Here is a 15,481-nt window from a genome sequence, read left to right on the forward strand (position 1 = left end):
GGAACCCCATGCACACCCCCGCGCAGGCCCCCCGTCGGTGGATCGTCCTGGCGATCCTCTCCGGCAGTCTCCTGCTCATCTCCATGGACACCACGATCCTCAACGTGGCCTTCCCCTCGCTCGTCGGCGACCTCCAGCCGGGCGCCGTACAGCAGCTGTGGATCATCGACGTGTACGCGCTCGCCCTGTCCGGACTGCTGGTGACCGCCGGGGCGCTCGGTGACCGCTGGGGACGCAAGCGGCTGCTCATGGCGGGCTTCGGCATCTTCTCGCTCGCCTCGCTCATCGCCGTGTTCTCCACCGAGGCCTGGCACGTCATAGCGGCCCGCGCCCTGCTCGGCATCGGCGGCGCGGCCATCATGCCCGCCACCGTGTCGATCCTGCGCACCGTATTCACCGACGCCAAGGAGCGCGCCTTCGCGCTCGCCGTCTGGGCGGCCGTCTTCGGCGGCGGCATGGCCTTCGGGCCGGTCGTCGGCGGACTCCTGGTCCAGGACTACGGCTGGCACTCCGCCTTCCTCCTCAACCTCCCCGTCGCCGCCGTCATCGTCGCGGCCGGCCTGCGCTACCTGCCCGAATCCCGCTCCCCGCGCAGCAGCGGCACGTGGGACTGGTGGGGCGTCGGCCAGTCCGTCGTCGGCATGCTCGCCCTCGCGGGCGGAATCAAGCAGCTCGGCAAGAGCGGAATCGCCGACCCGCTGCCCTGGGCCCTGCTCCTGATCGCCGCCGTCGCGCTCACCGTCTTCGTACGCCGCCAGCTGCGCCTGGACCACCCGCTGCTGCAGGTACGGCTGTTCGCCGAGCCCGCCTTCAGCGTCGCGGCCACCGCGATCTTCCTGCCCATGGTGGGCATGGGCGCGATCCTGTTCCTCGTCACCCAGTGGTTCCAGTACGGCGAGGGCTACACCCCGCTGGAGGCCGGCCTGCGCCTGCTGCCGGCCCCGCTCGCGCTGATCGCCGCCTCGATGGTGGCCCCCTCGCTGATGCACCGCTTCGCCATCCGCCACGTGCTCGGCACCGGCCTGGTCGTCCTGGCCGCCGGCATGGCACTGCCCTGGACCTTCCAGCAGTTCACCGACCTCGGCTACCCGGCCTTCGCCGCCGCCCTGACCGTGATGGGCCTGGGCGCCGGCCTCGCCACCACCGTGGCCTCGGTGACCCTGGTCTCCGCCGCGCCCGCCGCCGAGGTCTCCAGCGCCGCCGCCATCGAGGAGACCTGCTACGAACTCGGCTCGGCCATGGGCATCGCCGTCCTCGGCTCCACCGCGGCAGCGCTCTACCGGGGCAACCTGCCCGCCCTGGAACTGGACGCCCCCAGCGCCGCCGCCGTACAGGGCTCCGTCGGCGAGGCCGCGCACACCGCCGAACGCATCGGCGGCGCCGTCGGCCAGGCCCTGCTCGACACCGCCTCGCACGCCTACACCCTGGCGATCACTCCGGCCTTCCTGCTGGCCGCCGTTCTCGCGGTCGCCGCGGCGGCCACGACCTGGACGCTCATTCCGCGGGACCTGCAGCCCACCGAGAACCACTGACCCGGGCGGGCCGCAGCGCGGGCGCGGCGGGCGCCGGGCCCAGCGTGGTGGTGCCGGGCGCCGCCCGGTGCCCCAGGCCCGTGCGGTACGCGTCCATCGCCGCCTCGACCCGGCCCGTCCGCCGCAGCAGATCGCCCAGCAGCCGGCACAGATCCGCGAGATCGCCCGACGCCCCACTGCGCTCCAGCAGCGCCAGCGCCTGTACGTAGTGCTCCTCGGCCGACTCCGGCTCACCGCGCTCCTCGGCCATCAGGCCGAGGAGCCGGTGCGCTCCGCCCGCGTGCACGGCGCCGTGACTGTCCCCCAGCTCCAGCAGCGCCGCGAGCAGCCCTGCGGCCTCCTCGTACCGCCCGAGCTGGCGCAGCACGTCGGCCAGCTCGACCTCCACCTGCGCCGTGTAAAGCCCGGCGCGACGGGCCGACAGCATGTCCCTGGCGATGCGCAACTCGCGCTCCGCCGAGGTCAGTTCACCGTTCTGCGCCTGTACGTAGCCGCGCATCCAGTGGCAGTGCGCCAGATCGGTCCGCAGTCGCAGCTGCCCGTAGATCTCCTGGGCCTTCGCCAGTGAGGCGTCGGCGTCGGCCACCCGCCCCCCGGCGAGGAAGGTCCGGGCCACCTGCCGGTGCATGCCCGCCACCAGTGCCGGATCGCTGACCTGCGGAGCCAGTGCGAGTGCGAGCTCGGCGGCGCGGGCGGCCCGGGCGTGGGCGCCCATGTCGAGGTACGGCCCGATGATCGCGGCGTTGAGCAGCACCAGCGCCTCGGGATCGGCCAGCCCGCTCGCACCCAACTCGTCGATGGTGGATTCGAGCAGGTAGCAGGCGTAGCGCAGCTCACCGGCGAGCAGGTGCGCGACGGCCCGGCCGCGGATCGGCCGGGCCCGGCGGGGGAGCGGTTCGTCCGCGAGGAGACGCTCCGCCGCCTCGAAGTGGCCGATCGCGTCCGGCAGTTCACCGGACTCCAGCGCGCAGTCGCCGAGCCCGAGCCGGGCCTCCGCCTGCTCGGGGACCAGCCCCAGCTCCTCGGCCTCGGCGAGCAGCCGCCGGTAGCGCGCGGCGGCCTCGTCGGCCGCGCCCGTGGCGAGCGTCTGCTGGGCGTCGGTGAGGGCGAGCCGCAGCTCGGTGGCCAGATGGGCGGGGCGGCCGGTGGCGAGCTCCTCGTACGAGGTGCCCAGGCGGGCGGCGAGGAAGCGCAGCGCGGTCTCGGAGGGCCGGACCTTGCCCGACTCCAGTGTGGAGATATAGGCCGAGGTGTAGGAGGGCTCCGCCAACTGGCGCTGCGTCAGGCCGAGTTCACCGCGCATGCGCTGCACCCTGCGGCCGATCCGGGCCGGTTCGTCCATCAATTCCCCCTGGTCGCTCGAACTCCCCAGTATTCAGCGGGAGCAGGCATTGCGCACCTCCCGTGCGCCACCTAGTTTAAGCAACCGATTCACCGCGCTTAACAAACCACTTAACTTCCGTTCCCGGGGGAGTACTTCATGGATCCAGTCAGAGGATCGGGCAGGCGTCCCGGCGGGCGTCTGGCCGTGCGCCCGGCGTTGCGCGCGGCCGTCGCGACGCTCTGCGTGACCGCCGCGCTGGTGGCCGCCGGCCCGACCGGACCCGCCGACGCGGCCGCCGCCCCGGCCGGTCCGCGGATCGAGGTCGAGATACCCGGTCCGGAGCACGGCGGTGACGCCGGATCGGGCCACGCCCGCGTACCGGCCGCCGGCAGCCCCGCCAAGGCCTCGGGTCGGCTGTCCCCGGCCGAGCGGTCGGCCGACGGCCAGGTCACCAAGATGATCGACAACGGCTCCAGCGCCGACCGCCTCGACGTCGTGGTCATCGGTGACGGGTACACCGCCGCCGAACTGGCCCGGTTCCACACCGACGCCGAGCAGAAATGGGCCGAGGTGACCGCCGTCGAGCCGTACACCACGTACCGGAACCTCTTCAACGTCTGGACGGTCGACGCCGTCTCGCACGACTCCGGAGTCTCCGGCGACCCCGACCCGGCCACCGTCCGCGACACCGCCCTCGGCTCGTACTTCTGGTGCGAGAACATCGAACGGCTGCTCTGCGTGGACCAGCCCAAGGTGGACACGTACGTGGCGAAGGCGCCCGCCGCCGACCTCGTCATCGTCCTGGCCAACAGCGCCAAGTACGGCGGAGCGGGCTACAACGAGCCCAGCGCCACCCTCGGCTACGAGGGGATATCGACTGCCTCCGCCGGCCACCCGAAGTCCGGCCAGGTCGCCATCCACGAAACCGGCCACTCCCTCGGCAAGCTCGCCGACGAGTACTTCTACCCGGGAGTCCCGGACTACGAGAAGTACACCGGCCCCGAGCCCGGCGAATCCAACAGCTCGGTCCTGCCGGCCGACCGCATGGCCGCGCAGCGGGCCAAGTGGTACCGCTGGCTCGGCGAGGAATCACCCGACGGCGGCACGGTCGGCGGGTACGAGGGCGGCAACTACTTCGTGACCGGGCTGTACCGGCCCACCGACAACTCCCTCATGCGGGTCCTGGGCAAGCCCTTCAACCTGCCCGGCGTCGAGTCGATGATCGCCGGCTTCTACCAGCACGCGCGGATCGTCACCCCGCTCACCCCGACCGACCGCACCCTGCGGCTGCGCCACAAGGCGAAGGCCGCCGTACCGAAGCTGGCCGGCGCGGACGGCCGACAGCTGGTGGTCCGCTGGTACCTCGACGGCCGGGAGCTGAGGCGCTTCGAGGGCCGCACCGAGGTGTCGGTGGCGGAACTGTGGCTCTTCGACCTCCGCACCCACCGCCTGACGGTCACGGCCGAGGACCGCACCCCGTCGGTGCGCGACCCGAAGGTGGTGCGCACCCTGCGCTCCTCGGTCGACTGGGACGTCCGGCTCTGATCCCCCTGCGACGACCCCAGGAACTGCGGCCCAGCTCGGCCCGGACGCCCGCACCCCGCGGGGACCCGGCGAAACACACCTCGCCGGGACCGTGCCGCCGTTAAGGTGATGCGGCTGAACACGGGGGGCGTGAACGGCTGGTGACCGTCCGTCAGGGGGTGGTCCGGCATGCGAGGGGGAGTCGTGGCGGCCGTCTTTGTCGACCGGACCGAGCACATCGAAGCGTCCGACGCGTTCCTGCGGGCGGTGGCCGGCGGCGCGGGCGGTGTGCTCGTCGTCCGGGGCGAGCAGGGCATGGGCAAGTCCGCGCTGCTCCGGGAGGTGACACGGAACGGACGGGCACCGCGGGGCGGCCCCGAATGCCACTTCGTCCAGGCTCGCTGCATCGACCGGATCGGCACGAACAACGCCTACGGGCCGGTGATCGACATCCTGGCCGCGCTCCGGCCGCCGCCCCGCCGGTCCCTGCTCCGCCGCCTCGGCCGGTCCACCCGGCAGGCTGCGCCCGAACTCGTCTCTCTGGTGCCGGCGTTGGGGCCGCTGCTGAAGGCCGCCACGCAGATCGTGCAAACCACGATCGACTCTCCCTCCGCCCAGCCGGACAGCATGGCGCCGCTGATGCAGGGCGTCGCCCGCACGGTGGCCGCGGCGCTGGAAGAGGCGGCGACCGTGTGCGGCCCGACCGTCATCGTCCTGGACGACATCCAGTGGCTGGATCCCAGCAGCCTGCTGGTCCTCGAGCACCTCGTGGAGCGGCTCCACCGGGAGGAGCTCGCTTTCGGCCTGCTCCTCGGCCAGCGCACCGATCCGGGAGCGGACTCCGGGGTCGTCTGCGACGTGCTCGCCCAGTGGGAGCTCCACGGGTGGTGCAGCACGCGCACGCTCACGGGTCTGCCCCAGGAAGCGGTCGCCGACCTCGTGCGGCAGCACCACGCGGGCCCGGTGGCCCCCTCGCTCCCAGCCCGGCTGAGCGAACTGACCAAGGGCCATCCGGTGTTCGTCACCCAGTGCCTGGGCATGCTCAGCGCGGACGGCGACATCCGGGGCCCCCTTCCGGATGCGGTGGGGCCCCTGATCCGCCGCCGCCTGGACGGGCTGGACCCGGAGATCCTGGAGCTGCTCGTCACCGGGGCGACGCAGGGGGAGACCTTCGACTCCGCCGTCGTGGCCGGCGCGAGCGGGCAGGCCCCCGGCGTGGTGGCTGGGCGGCTGCACCGGCTGAGCCGTCGGCAGGGCCTGATCCGGGCGGTGCCACCGCACCCCTGGGCCCAGGACCCGTCAGCCGACCACTACCGCTTCGAGAACGCCCTGCTGCACATGGCCGTGCTTGACGAGCAGAGTGCCGGGCAGGCTCGGGAAACACACGCAAGGATCGCCGCCGCACTGTCCGGAGAGGGGACCGATCGCGATGACCTGCCCATACCCGTACAGCTGGAAATCGCCCGCCACCACCACCTCGCCCAGCGGTGGGACGACGCCGCACGGGCACAGTTCACGCTCGCCCGAAAGCTGGCGGTGAGCGGTATGTCGTTCTCCGAAGCGGAGGCCCTGAGCCGCCAGGCCGTCGAGAGCATCCGCCGGCTGCCCCCGACAGCCGCCGACCGTGACCTTCGGCTCGCCCGCGCCATCGAGCTGCTGCTCTCCCTCACCGAAGCCCGCTGGCAGTGTCGGCCCGGCACGGCGCAGGCCCGGGATCTGGAGGGGCAGGCACGCGAGGCGGAGGAAGCGGCCCGCCGCAGCGGCGATGCGGTGCTGACGGCCCGGACGGTCCTGCTCCACGGCAGGGTCCTCCTCCACACCCGGGGCCTGTGGCCCTCCCTCGACAAGCTCCGCGAGGCCGTGGAGCTCGCCCGGGAGTGCGCCGACCCGGCCGTCCTGTTCGCCGCCCTGTCCTCGTACGGCGGCCAGCTCACCAAGCAGGATCTGGCCGCCGGCCTGCAGGTGCAGCTCCAGGCAGAGAGGCTGTTCGAGGACAATCCCGATCTCCGCGAAGGCGACGACCCCGTACGACAGGTCCGCAACCAGAGCCGCGAGCTGCAGCTCGGGGTCAACCTCTTCGACGCGGGCTACCTCGACCAGGCCCGGAACCGGTTGACCCGGTGCGTCGAACAGCTGCGCAGCGACCCGCTGAACGCCAACCTGCCGAACGCCCTCAACTATCTGGCCCAGCTGTACGTCGCCATGGGCCTGGAGGGCGATGCCGTCACGGCCCTGTGCGAGGCACGCGACTTCGACGAGGCGCAGGGCGGGCCGAGCGGCTGGCACGCCTACAACACCGCCCTCCTCGCCCTGCTCCTCAGCCGGGACTCCCGTGGCCCCGAGGAGAGGTCGCGCAGCCGGGTACTGGCCGAGGAGGCCTGGCGCGAAACGGAACAGACCTGGCTGGTCGACCTGGTACCCATCGTCCGCAACCTGTACGCGGAGGTCGTGGTGGCCCTGGCGGACGGCGACGCGGCCGAGCTGGACCTGGCGGGGCGGCTCACCGACGAGACGCTCCGTGAGACGTCCCAGACCGGGATGGTCCGCAGCGAGGTGGCCGCCCTCTCTCTGCGCAGCCGCATTCACCTGCGGCAAGGGGACGCGGCAGCGGCCTCCCGGCTCGCCCGGCAGGCGATCACGGTCCTGGAGGAGGTCGGCGACCTGCCGGCGCTGCGCACCGAGGAGGTCCTCCACCACGCGGCGGTCGTCCTGCGGGCGACGGACGGCGCCGCCGAGGCGGACGAGTTGGCCCGGCAGGCCCGAGAGGTGGTGGCCCGCAAGGCGGACCTGATCCACAGCCCGACGGACCGGCACCGGTTCCTGCGGGACGTACCGCTCAACCGGGAGATCCTTGACGGCGGACGGACGGACCCCCCGACCGGCTGACCCGGTCCAGCACGGCACCGCCCCCCGCCGCAGGACGCGCAGGAGTTCAGAGCGGCAGCTGTTCGACCACGCTCGTGCCGCTGCCCTCCTGGGACTCCCAGGTCCACGTCTCCTCCAGGCGCAGGCGACCGTCGGGGAGCTCCGTCAGGAGCGAGGTGCAGTGCCCGGACGCCGTCGTGCCGTCGAGGCGGAGCTGGACGTAGCGGAAGTCGATGGTGCGGCCGGCCCGGGTGCCGACGAGGTAGCCCATGGCCACGTCGCCGCCCCGGTATTCGGCCCAGACCCGGTCGTCCTGCTCGTGGTACTCGAACCGGGTCTGCCGGCCGACCTGGCCGGGGGACTGGTCGGCCACGGGGGCGAAGACGAGGCCGTCGAGCGAGCGTGCCACGGGTGACTCCTGGGGGAAGGCGATCCGGGGCAGCAGCTTAGGCGATCCATGATCCCCGCCGTCCGGGCCGGTACCGGCACCGGCCGGTGTCCGCGGCGAGGGGGCTCGCGGCGGACACCGGCCGGTGAGGGTGCGCGGGGGGAGGCGCACGGACTACATGGGGTCCATGCCCCGGTCGTCCATACGGCCCTCCTGCTCGCTCTGCTCCTGGAGGCGGCGCGCCTTCTCCTTCAGCCGGCGGCGCTCCTCCGGGTCGGTGGACCGCTCGGCCGCGTCGTTCAGCTCCTTGGCCTTGGTGCGCATCTGCTGGGACCGGCCGCGGGACTCACCTGAAACGCTCATGATCGCTCCTTGGATCTGTGGGGGAGAGCGGGCGGATTCAGCGAACCAGTCCTGCCGTGCGCCCGCATCTCGAAGCGTCACCGAGTGTGAGTCGCACCCCTACGGCGACGACGGAGAGGGGGCGGTCAGTCCGTGTCCGACCCGAGGGCGGTGGTGAGGGTGAACAGGGCCCCGTCCGGGTCGCGCAGCGTCACCCACCGCTCCACGGCGTTCGACGCGATGTCCGAGACGGCCCGCCCGCCCAGCGAGACGGCGGCCTCCATCGCCGGACGGAGTTTCGGCACCCGGAAGTGGACGTGCCAGCGCGGCCGGGTGTGCGGGGAGTACGAGGCGATCTCCACGGGGCCGCTGTTCAGGCGGGCGACGGGTTCGCCGTCCTGTCGCAGCACGACCTGGTCCTCCTCGTACGAGACCTCGCAGCAGCCGGCGCGGCCGGTGGCCCACTCCAGCACCGCGCCGTAGAACATCGCCGCGTCCAGCGCGTTCCTTGTGCGCAGTTCCAGCCAGGCGGGTGACGGTCCCCTGCCCACCCGCCAGTCCGCCTCCACGTTGCCCTCCCAGATCCCGAAGACGGCGCCGTCCGGGTCGGCGACGAGCGCGGCGCGGCCGCCGGACTCGAAGGAGACCGGGCCGACCGCGATCGTGCCCGTCCGCTCCCGGATCCGGTCCACCGCCACGTCGGCGTCGTCGACGGCGAAATACGGGGTCCAGGCCGCCGCCACCCCCAGGTCCGCGGCCAGCGCCCCGATGCCCGCGACCGGTACCCGGCCCTGGAAGGCCACCGAGAACGCCTCGCCGAGCCGGGTCGGGCGGAACCTCCAGCCCACTACCGCACCGTAGAAGTGCTGGGCCGTACCGAGGTCGCGGGTCATCAGGCTCACCCAGCACGGGGCCCCGAAGACTTCCTTCGTCGAAATCTCCACCGTTCGCTCCGTCCCTGGTGCACCACCGCTGCCCCTCCCATTCTGGTGCTTTTCATGACGATCTTCGCGATCCACGGCGACGAAAACACACAGAAGGTGTCCAAGAATCACGCTCCGTGGCGATCCCCTCCGGTGGCGCGCGGCGATAGCCTCGGTCCCGGACGCGCCCGCAGCCCCGGAAGGCAGGTCTCCCATGGCCGCATCCCAGATTCCCGTGATCGATCTCGGGCCGTGGCGGTCCGGCGGACCCGCGGCCCGCGCCCGCACGGCCGCCCGCGTCGACGACGCGCTGCGCGCGGCCGGCTTCCTGCTGGTGGCCGGGCACGGCGTGGACCCCGCGCTCCCCGCGCGGATCCGGGAGGCGGCGGGCCGGTTCTTCCGGCTGCCCGCGAGCACGAAGGCCCCGTACGCCGTGCCGGTCGGCGGCCGCGGCTGGCTCGGCCCCGGGGCGGAGGCCAACAGCTACGCGGAGGGGGCGGCCTCGCCGCCCGACCTCAAGGAGTCCTGGTCCTTCGCGGCCGAGGACCCCACCGGGATCCCCTCCGTGGACGCCGAATGGTTCGCGCCCAACATGTGGCCCGCCGAAGTACCGGAGCTGCGGCCCCTGGTGACGCAGTACCTGCGCCTGATGCGGTCCCTCTCCGACGAACTGCTGGAGCTCCTCGCGGTCGCGCTGGGTCTCGCCGAGGACCACTTCACCCGCCACACCTCCCACCCCACCTGGGGGTTCAACCTCAACTGGTACCCGGGCACCGACATCGTCGGCCCGCCCCTGCCCGGCCAGTTCCGCATCGGGGCCCACACGGACTTCGGCACCGTCACCGTCCTCGACCGGCAGCCGGGCGCGGGCGGCCTCCAGATCCACACCGACGCCGACGGCTGGCAGGACGCGCCCTACGACCCCGCGGCGCTCACCGTCAACATCGGCGACCTGATGGCCCGCTGGACCGGCGACCGCTGGCGCGCGGGCCGCCACCGCGTACTGCCCCCGCCCGCCCACACCCCGGCCGAGGAACTGATCTCCCTCGTCTACTTCTACGAGTGCGACCCGCACACCCGGGTGGAGTCGCTGCCCGCCCCGGTCGGCCGGATCACGCACGAATCCGTCGACTCGCACACCTACCTGAGAGGCAAGCTCGACGCCATCACCGTGGCTACGACTCAGGAGTGACCCGGCGCCCCGAGCCTCCCCCCGGGGGCTGACGGCGGATCCGCCTCAGAGTCTGACGATCAACCAGAACCACGCGCATAGCGTGAAGTCCATGAAGAACCGCAGAACCACCGCTGCCCTGACCCTGGCCGCGATCCTCCTGCCCCTGCCGCTCGCCACCGCCGGCACCTCGGTCGCCGCGGACACCTCCGTGGCCGCCGGGCCGGCGGGGACCGACAACCGCCGCACGACGGTGGAACTCCCGCGGCCCACCGGCCGTTTCGCCGTCGGCCGGGAAGACCTGCACCTGGTGGACCGCAGCCGCACCGACCCCTGGGCCGGATCCGGGCCGCGCGAGCTGATGGTCACCATGCGCTACCCGGCGCGCCACGACAGCGGCCGGGCAACCCGCTACCTCACCCCCGAGGAGGCCCGGCTGCTGCTGGTCGACCGAGGGCTGGACCAGGCGATCCCGGTCGAGACCCTGACCGGCACACGGACCCACGGCCGGACGGGCGCCCGCCCGGTCGCCGGCCGGTACCCGCTGATCGTCCTGTCCCCGGGCTTCACCGTCCACCGGGCCACCCTCACCGCGCTCGCCGAGGACCTGGCCTCCCGCGGCTACGTCGTCGCCTCCGTGGACCACGCGTACGAGAGCGTGGGGACCGCCTTCCCCGGCGGGCGCGTGCTCACGTGCCTGGCCTGCGAGAAGGTCCAGGACGAGGCCGGCTACCGGACCGTCGGCGAAACCCGCGCCCGGGACGTGTCCTTCCTCCTGGACCGCCTCACCGCACGCAACCCCGCCTGGCGCCACGCCGGCCTCATCGACCAGGGCCGCATCGCGATGGCCGGCCACTCCATCGGCGGCTCCTCGACCGCCGCCGCGATGGCGGGCGACGGAAGGATCCGGGCCGGGATCAACCTGGACGGCGGCTTCTCCACGCCGGTCCCCGCGGCCGGACTCGGCGGACGCCCCTTCATGCTGCTCGGCGCGCAGCAGCGCGGCCCCGGCGGCAACGCCAGCTGGGACCGCGACTGGCCGCTGCTCGACGGCTGGAAGCGCTGGATCACCTTCGCCGGCTCCGGCCACTTCACCTTCACCGACTTCCCGGCGATCGGCGAACAGCTGGGACTGCCCGACGAGGAGGCCCCGCTGCCCGGCGGCCGCTCCGTCGAACTGACCCGCCGCTACGTCGGAGCCTTCTTCGACCAGCACCTGACGGGCCGCCCGCAGCCCGTGCTCGACGGCCCGACCGCGGACGCGCCGGAGGTCGCCTTCCACACCCCCTGACCCGGGCGCGGACCCGGATCGCGGGGCAGGGTCAGACCACCGTCACCGGGTGGCGGACCACCGCGTCGAAGAGGTAGCCCTGCGTGTTGTGGACCGACCGGTCGGGCTGCGTCCGCCCGGTCGCGTCGGTCGCCCGCGCCAGCAGCGAGGTCGCACCCGTGGCCCGCGGGGTCCACGGCAGCGACCAGCGCACCCAGCCACCCCGGCGCGGGGTGTCGTGCAGCCGGGCCCGCCGCCAGCGGACGCCGCCGTCCGTGCTGACGTCGATCCGGGTGACCGGTGCCGCCGCCGACCAGGAACGGCCGGTCAGCAGCCGGGTCCGGTGCACGGGAACGGTGGCCCCCAGCTCCAGCTCGAAGGCGCTCTTGAGGGTCTGCCGGGTCAGCGGGGCACTTCCCTGCGCCGGGTGCTCGGGCCCGAACAGCCGGTACAGGTCGGTGTTCCAGGGCGAGTACAGGGGCTCCCCGCTCACCTCGATGTCCCCGACCCACTTGATCGACGAGATCCCGACCCAGTCCGGAACCACGAGGCGGACCGGCCCGCCGTGGTCGGGCGGCAGCGGCCGCCCGTTCATCTCGTAGGCCAGCAGTACGTCGTCCAGCGCCTTGCCGACGGGCAGCGGGCGCCGCACCCGGCCCAGGTTCACCCCGTTCGCCACCACCTCGTCGTCCAGCCCGCGCGGCAGGACGTCCACGGCGCCCGGGGTCACGCCCGCCAGGCGCAGCACGTCCGACAGCCGCGCCCCGCGCCAGCGCGCGACGCCGATCGCACCCAGGGTCCAGGCGGTGCCGGTGACCGGCTGGCCCTGCTGCGTGGTGTAGAAGCTCCGGCCGTTGCCCGCGCACTCGATGAACAGCGTCCGCTCCACCGGCCGAAGCGCGCGCAGCCGCTCGTACGACAGCTCCAGCGGGCCGCCCGCCAGCCCGTCGCCCCACACCTTCAGCCGCCATCCGGCGGCATCGATCCGCGGGGTGGAGGTGTGGTTGCGCACGAAGAACCGGTCGACCGGGGTGAGCGGACCCGTGCCGCGCAGCGCCGCGAAGTTCGTCTCCGCGTTCGTCCCGCGCAGGGTGAACAGCTCGGGCGGCAGCGGCTTGACGGTGCGCGGCACCGGGTCGGCCGGCGGCAGGCCCGGCGCGGCCGAGGCCGTGCCGCCGCCCGCGGCCGCACCCAGCGATCCGGCGGCGGCCCCCACCGCGAACAGCTTCAGCAGATCACGGCGGTCCACCCCGGCGGAGCGGGCCCGGCCGAGCGCCCACTGCCGCAGGCGCGTGCGGTCGTACCGGCTCTCGTCCGACAGATCGAAGGGCATGGCAGGAGCACTCCTTGGTCGCGGTTCCCACGGACCGTAGGGGCCCGGGGCGGGCCGCGGGAACCTTCCCGCGGTGATGTCCACGAACCCGCAACACTGCCGCAACGGCCGATTACCGCTGGTCGGCGGAGATTCGGCAGGATGTGGGCATGACCGAGATCCTTACCCCCCGACTCCTCCTCCGCCGCTGGAGCGACGACGACCTCGTCCCCCTTTCGGAGATCAACGCCGACCCGGAGGTGATGCGCTGGATCGGCGAGGGCGAGACCCTCGACCTGGACGAGACGGCCGAGGAGATCGAGCGCTGGGAGGAGGAGTGGGACGAGGAGGGCTTCGGGCTCTTCGCCGTCGAGCTCCTCGGCTCCGGCGAGCTCATCGGCGCCGTCGGCCTCTCGGTCCTCGAGAACCTGCCGGACGCCCGCGCGGACGTCCAGATCAGCTGGCGTCTCGGCCGCCAGTACTGGGGCCAGGGCTATGCCTCCGAGGCCGCCCACGCCACCTTGGAGTTCGCGCTCCAGGACCGCGGCCTGGACCGGGTCGTCGCGATCAACCGGATGAGCAACACCGATTCCGAGAACGTGATCCGCAAGCTGGGCATGGTGATGGAACGCGACACCGTCGACCCCCGCTACGGGACCTCCGTGCGGGTCCACGGCATCGACCTCACCGAGTACGAGGCCTGATCCGCGCCCCTGCTCCGCGGCCCTGATCCGCGCGGCCGCATCAACCGATCGGCCGACCCCCGGGTCCTCCGGACCGTCCGCACGCTCCGTCCGCCGGTCGGACCCGCCGGGGCCTGCGGCGCGGCGAGCATGGACCGGGGGAGCGGGAGGGCGTACCCGGCCCTCCCCGCCCCGGAGCCGAGAGGGACACCATGAACGCGCACGACCGACTCCTGCTCGACGGGGCCCGCCGCGGCGACGCGGCGGCGGTGGGCGCGGCGCTCGCCGCGGGCGCCGCCGTGGAGGCCCGCGACGAGGAGCTGCGCACGCCGCTGCTGCTCGCCGCGCTCGGCGACCACGTGGCCGCGGCGGAACTGCTGGTCGCCGCCGGAGCCGACCCGAACGCCCCGGACTCCCGGGAGGACAGCCCCTGGCTGGTCACCGGCGTCACCGGGAGCGTGCGGATGATGCGCCTGCTGCTGCCCGCCGGACCGGACCTGACGCAGCGCAACCGCTTCGGCGGGATCTCCCTCATCCCGGCCGCCGAGCGCGGGCACACCGCGTACGTGCGCGCCGTGCTCGACGCGACGGACATCGACGTCGACCACGTCAACCGGCTCGGCTGGACCGCTCTGCTGGAGGCGGTGATCCTCGGCGACGGCGGCGCGCGCCACGAGGAGGTCGTCGCGGTCCTGCTCGCGGCGGGCGCCGACCCGCTGCTGGCCGACCACGAGGGGGTGACCCCGTACGAGCACGCCGTCCGCCGGGGTTTCGACGGCATGGCGCGGACCCTGAAGGCGGCGGCCGACGCGGTGCAAGCCGGGTCCGGCCGATGAACCGCCGCACGCGCACCCGTACCCGTACCCGCGGTGCCCTCGCGGCGCTCGCCGCGGCCCTGCTGCTCGGTGCCTGCTCCCGGCCCGCGGCGCCCGCGCCGCCGGGCCCGGCGCCCTCCGCAGCCTCCCCGCTGCCCGTCTCCGCCCCCACCCCGCAGGGGCTGCTGCTGACCGCCGACTTCGGGGCCGACACCGTGACCTTCGTGGACCCCGAGCGCGGCGCGGTCGCCTCGGTCACCGCGGGCAGGGCCCCGTACGGACTGGCCGTGGGTACGGACGGCCGGGCGTGGGTCGCCACCGCCGAGGGCGTGGCCGTCGTCGACACGCGCACCCGCGTACGGCTGGCCCTGATCCCGCACCGCACCGCCACCGGTCCGGCCACCGACGGCGAGTACCGTGGCGGCGGCACGGGCATCGCGCTCTCGCCCGACGGCGCGCACGCCTACGTCGGGGTCAACGTGCCCGGCGCCGCCGGGGTCCTGGAGGTCCTCGACACGGCGAGGAGCGAGGTCACCGCCGTCGTACCGGTGGGTCGGCGCCCCTTCGACGTGGACGTGTCGCCGGACGGCGCCGAGGTCTACGTCACCGGCCACGACTCCTTCGACGTCACCGTCGTCGCGGCCGGCTCATGGAGCCCCCGCCGGATCGAGGTCGCCCCCTACGGCACCGAGGGCGGGCTCGGGTCCTGGCTCAAGCCGCACTACGCCGTCGTACGCCCCTCCGACGGGAACCTGCTGCTCCCCTTCGAGGGCGAGCGGCTCGCCGTGGTCGACCCGCGGACCGGGCGGACCCGGATCGAAGCGATGACCGCCGACACCCACCAGCACGGGGCCGCCGCCACGGCCGACGGCCGGCTCCTGGTGGTCGGCACGGGCGCCGTGCGCCCGGGCGACGGCAGGGGCCCCTCACTGACGGTCCGTTCCCCGGACGGCGCCGAGCGGGTGTACCCGCTCCGGGGACCGCACGAGGACGTGGCCGTCTCCCGCGACGGCCGGACCGCCTACGTCACGGGCGGCTACACACGGGACGGCTACTGGAACGGCATCACGGTCGTCGACCTCGACACCGGAGCCACCCGCCGACTCGCCGCGGGCGCCCGGCCCCTGGGGGGTGTCTTGCCGGTCAGGCCGGGCTCGCGGGGTCTGGCACCGCGCCTCGCCGCGTTGTCCTCGGTCGGCGACGCTCCGCGTCGCCTCCCTCGTCCGCCTTGCGATCCTTCCCCTCGGCCCTGGCGGGCCTGGGGAGGCCCCATGGCACCAGACCCGCTCCCTGATCCGGCCCGATCGACAAGACACCCCCTGGGCATCGCGG

Annotated in this window: 12 protein-coding genes and 1 pseudogene; 8 read left to right on the forward strand and 5 right to left on the reverse strand. The window is 73.7% G+C overall.

Annotation, left to right across the window (positions count from 1 at the left end; genetic code table 11):
- Window positions 1-8: 8 nt before the first annotated feature.
- Window positions 9-1,532 carry an MFS transporter gene (locus JYK04_RS39225; protein WP_189744733.1) on the forward strand — a complete coding sequence of 508 codons (1,524 nt, stop codon included), beginning with the start codon at window positions 9-11 and terminating at the stop codon, window positions 1,530-1,532.
- Here JYK04_RS39225 and JYK04_RS39230 read toward each other — a convergent pair.
- On the reverse strand, window positions 1,495-2,874 hold the full coding sequence (locus JYK04_RS39230) for a helix-turn-helix domain-containing protein (RefSeq protein ID WP_189744735.1): 1,380 nt from the start codon (window positions 2,872-2,874) through the stop codon (window positions 1,495-1,497). The two genes, JYK04_RS39225 and JYK04_RS39230, sit on opposite strands and share 38 nt — an antisense overlap.
- 138 nt (window positions 2,875-3,012) lie before the next feature.
- Here JYK04_RS39230 and JYK04_RS39235 point away from each other — a divergent pair, with 138 nt between their 5' ends.
- Window positions 3,013-4,401, forward strand: coding sequence for a M64 family metallopeptidase (locus tag JYK04_RS39235; RefSeq protein WP_189744737.1), 1,389 nt, complete (start codon window positions 3,013-3,015; stop codon window positions 4,399-4,401).
- Window positions 4,402-4,584: 183 nt separating this feature from the next.
- Window positions 4,585-7,266 carry an ATP-binding protein gene (locus JYK04_RS39240; protein WP_189744739.1) on the forward strand — a complete coding sequence of 894 codons (2,682 nt, stop codon included), beginning with the start codon at window positions 4,585-4,587 and terminating at the stop codon, window positions 7,264-7,266.
- Between the two features lie 46 nt (window positions 7,267-7,312).
- Here JYK04_RS39240 and JYK04_RS39245 read toward each other — a convergent pair whose 3' ends face one another.
- From JYK04_RS39245 to JYK04_RS39255, 3 genes are all read right to left on the reverse strand, one after another.
- Entirely contained in the window at window positions 7,313-7,654 is a 342-nt protein-coding gene (locus JYK04_RS39245; protein WP_189744741.1) for an avidin-fold protein, read from the reverse strand.
- Window positions 7,655-7,807: 153 nt separating this feature from the next.
- A complete protein-coding gene (locus tag JYK04_RS39250) occupies window positions 7,808-7,996 on the reverse strand; it encodes a DUF6381 family protein (RefSeq protein ID WP_189744743.1) in 189 nt (62 codons plus the stop codon).
- Between the two features lie 125 nt (window positions 7,997-8,121).
- Window positions 8,122-8,868: a VOC family protein gene (locus JYK04_RS39255; RefSeq protein ID WP_189745031.1), complete on the reverse strand. Its 747-nt coding sequence runs from the start codon at window positions 8,866-8,868 to the stop codon at window positions 8,122-8,124.
- A gap of 244 nt (window positions 8,869-9,112) precedes the next feature.
- Between JYK04_RS39255 and JYK04_RS39260 the strand changes: the two genes are divergently transcribed.
- On the forward strand, window positions 9,113-10,090 hold the full coding sequence (locus JYK04_RS39260; protein WP_189744745.1) for an isopenicillin N synthase family dioxygenase: 978 nt from the start codon (window positions 9,113-9,115) through the stop codon (window positions 10,088-10,090).
- Window positions 10,091-10,181: 91 nt separating this feature from the next.
- Window positions 10,182-11,360 carry an alpha/beta hydrolase family protein gene (locus tag JYK04_RS39265; RefSeq protein ID WP_189744747.1) on the forward strand — a complete coding sequence of 393 codons (1,179 nt, stop codon included), beginning with the start codon at window positions 10,182-10,184 and terminating at the stop codon, window positions 11,358-11,360.
- A gap of 31 nt (window positions 11,361-11,391) precedes the next feature.
- Here JYK04_RS39265 and JYK04_RS39270 read toward each other — a convergent pair whose 3' ends face one another.
- Window positions 11,392-12,672 (reverse strand): sulfite oxidase, encoded by a 1,281-nt coding sequence (locus JYK04_RS39270; protein WP_189744749.1) that lies wholly within the window; start codon window positions 12,670-12,672, stop codon window positions 11,392-11,394.
- A gap of 149 nt (window positions 12,673-12,821) precedes the next feature.
- Here JYK04_RS39270 and JYK04_RS39275 point away from each other — a divergent pair, with 149 nt between their 5' ends.
- From JYK04_RS39275 to JYK04_RS39285, 3 genes and pseudogenes are all read left to right on the forward strand, one after another.
- A complete protein-coding gene (locus JYK04_RS39275) occupies window positions 12,822-13,355 on the forward strand; it encodes a GNAT family N-acetyltransferase (RefSeq protein WP_189744751.1) in 534 nt (177 codons plus the stop codon).
- Between the two features lie 191 nt (window positions 13,356-13,546).
- Complete coding sequence (locus JYK04_RS39280; RefSeq protein ID WP_189744753.1) at window positions 13,547-14,170, forward strand: ankyrin repeat domain-containing protein; 624 nt, start codon at window positions 13,547-13,549, stop codon at window positions 14,168-14,170.
- A pseudogene (locus JYK04_RS39285) lies at window positions 14,167-15,279 on the forward strand (hypothetical protein); the annotation flags it as partial. The gene JYK04_RS39280 and the pseudogene JYK04_RS39285, both read left to right, overlap by 4 nt.
- Window positions 15,280-15,481 lie beyond the last annotated feature (202 nt).

The organism is Streptomyces nojiriensis (assembly GCF_017639205.1).
In the GTDB taxonomy this organism is placed as follows: Bacteria; Actinomycetota; Actinomycetes; order Streptomycetales; family Streptomycetaceae; genus Streptomyces; species Streptomyces nojiriensis.

What these genes read in the sequence shown, in the direction of transcription:
- JYK04_RS39225 (WP_189744733.1), top strand. Translation starts at nt 9, where the DNA reads ATGCACACCCCCGCGCAGGCCCCCCGTCGGTGGATCGTCCTGGCGATC.
- JYK04_RS39230 (WP_189744735.1), bottom strand. Translation starts at nt 2,874, where the DNA reads ATGGACGAACCGGCCCGGATCGGCCGCAGGGTGCAGCGCATGCGCGGT.
- JYK04_RS39235 (WP_189744737.1), top strand. Translation starts at nt 3,013, where the DNA reads ATGGATCCAGTCAGAGGATCGGGCAGGCGTCCCGGCGGGCGTCTGGCC.
- JYK04_RS39250 (WP_189744743.1), bottom strand. Translation starts at nt 7,996, where the DNA reads ATGAGCGTTTCAGGTGAGTCCCGCGGCCGGTCCCAGCAGATGCGCACC.
- JYK04_RS39255 (WP_189745031.1), bottom strand. Translation starts at nt 8,868, where the DNA reads ATGACCCGCGACCTCGGTACGGCCCAGCACTTCTACGGTGCGGTAGTG.
- JYK04_RS39260 (WP_189744745.1), top strand. Translation starts at nt 9,113, where the DNA reads ATGGCCGCATCCCAGATTCCCGTGATCGATCTCGGGCCGTGGCGGTCC.
- JYK04_RS39265 (WP_189744747.1), top strand. Translation starts at nt 10,182, where the DNA reads ATGAAGAACCGCAGAACCACCGCTGCCCTGACCCTGGCCGCGATCCTC.
- JYK04_RS39270 (WP_189744749.1), bottom strand. Translation starts at nt 12,672, where the DNA reads ATGCCCTTCGATCTGTCGGACGAGAGCCGGTACGACCGCACGCGCCTG.
- JYK04_RS39275 (WP_189744751.1), top strand. Translation starts at nt 12,822, where the DNA reads ATGACCGAGATCCTTACCCCCCGACTCCTCCTCCGCCGCTGGAGCGAC.
- JYK04_RS39280 (WP_189744753.1), top strand. Translation starts at nt 13,547, where the DNA reads ATGAACGCGCACGACCGACTCCTGCTCGACGGGGCCCGCCGCGGCGAC.